At 29.9% G+C, this 1,824-nt stretch carries 1 protein-coding gene; it reads left to right on the top strand.

Annotated features, from left to right (window positions below):
- Positions 1–1,140 precede the first annotated feature (1,140 nt).
- Positions 1,141–1,725 carry a helix-turn-helix domain-containing protein gene (locus HXZ69_RS15145; RefSeq protein WP_286496459.1) on the top strand — a complete coding sequence of 195 codons (585 nt, stop codon included), beginning with the start codon at positions 1,141–1,143 and terminating at the stop codon, positions 1,723–1,725.
- Positions 1,726–1,824: the final 99 nt, after the last annotated feature.

Below are 1,824 nucleotides of genomic sequence, written 5' to 3'. Positions count from 1 at the left end.
AGCGAGTAGCCGTTATTGACCGACTTGTAAGCACAGACTTGACTTTTTTGGTTCGTTTTTGTGTCAAGACTTCCCCGTAGGGCATATGAATTCATTAAAAAACAATAATAACTCATGAGTAAAAATGAACGTAATAAAATAATGAACTACTAATTATCTTCTTATTCTCGTAATTATGTTCAGAACCTCATTCTTAACCTCAAATACTTACTACATTATACTTTTTACATACTACAATTCCCACATCTAATCTGTACTTTTTACTTAATACATACTACATCTTAACAATCCCTTCCGATACACGAACCACGAACAAACCATACGGAACGCATATACAATGGATACAGAATGGATACAGCGCGGATACACAACCGATACAGAAAAGTGTCATTTTGGATATACACCGATACAGGAATTTAACACTTTTTAACACTTTATTTTCTAATATTCTGTCATTTCAAGAAATCTAATCTGTACATAATTGAATTCTCTCAATACTAAAATCTCACATCTCACATCTAAATAATAGGTAGCAGAGCCCAATAAATTTGGAAAATGACATGAAACGCTTTACATTTAGTGTGCGAATAAAAAAGATAAAACGAATGCTTTCAAAGTCTCCTTACCGAGGCTCTGATAGAGAGCGTGTAAAGAAAGGATAGCCCTTTACTTTACGATCCGTGTTTTAAAAATGTTATAAATACGGAGTATTGTTCTTTAAAAGAATGGAAAAAACAAACAGACTTTGTCTGGTGGTTTTTTACGGATGAATGGAAATTGTTTCGTTCTCATTTTGTGTTGGGTTTTATGGAACGATGTACTTACAAAGTAGAGGAATTATATGGTAAAATACCAGATAGAGCACCCTCAACTTTTACTCGTGGTTCCGCCAGAAACCGTCTCTGAACAAGTCAGAGTTGCCTAAAAGTTAACGAGGAGTGCCCTACTGGAATATTTAGCAAAGTTACAAAATTCCAGCAATAGGCAAACTCTCGGTCAACTCGTGGCAATCTGGCGGATTTCGAACGAGTGACATCGTCTAAAGTAACTTATAATTTACTTTTTTTCTGTCGCTATTGTTTTCATAAACAAATATATAAATAAAAATAGATAAAACAAAATAAATTAATCTATTTTGATATGAATAAAGAATTTTATCAAAAAGAATATGGAAAAAGAGTTTCTAAATTCTTAATCTATTATAATCTTACAGAAGGTGATTTAGCTAAATTAATTGATTCAAACTCTACCAATATTAGAAGTATCATTAATGGTGAAGTTGGCTTAAATATTAACAAGATGATTAATATTGCATCTGTATTCGGTCTTACATATTACGATTTTGCAAATCCAAAATTTAAATTACCTTCAAAAAGTAGTCTTCCTGAATTAACTATTAAAATAATTAAAGAAAGACAGAAAAAAGGCTCTATTATCCGTGATAAATCTAATATTCTTGCAGTAGAACTTGATCGTTTAATAAATGAAGGTATTTTAAATAAACCTATTACTTCAAAAATTCTTCTATCCTTAATGAATTCTGATGCTCAGAAAAAAAGCTCAACTAGTATTACAAATCTTTTAAGAAAAGAACCTAGAAATACATTAATAATACAGCTTAAACAAAAATATGGGAATGAAAGTATTTTTATTGAAAAAAAATATGCTGAAAAATATACAAATATGAGCACCGAAAAACTAAAATTATTATTGGACTCTAAATAGATTATTAAAGGATTTAATAACCTTTAACCCGTAGTGCATTTAGGTAATATTAATTTTTAATTTGTTAATATTTCTATTTTGGTTTCTGTTTATTGATTG

The sequence above is a fragment of the Empedobacter sp. R132-2 genome, from assembly GCF_030324375.1.
In the GTDB taxonomy this organism is placed as follows: Bacteria; Bacteroidota; Bacteroidia; order Flavobacteriales; family Weeksellaceae; genus Empedobacter; species Empedobacter falsenii_B.
The sequence above is the reverse complement of the archived record's forward strand: the minus strand, read 5'-3'. Positions and strand labels throughout refer to the sequence as shown.

Bases quoted from the DNA above. Each gene is read 5' to 3' on its own strand.
- HXZ69_RS15145 (WP_286496459.1), top strand. From the start codon at position 1,141: ATGAATAAAGAATTTTATCAAAAAGAATATGGAAAAAGAGTTTCTAAA.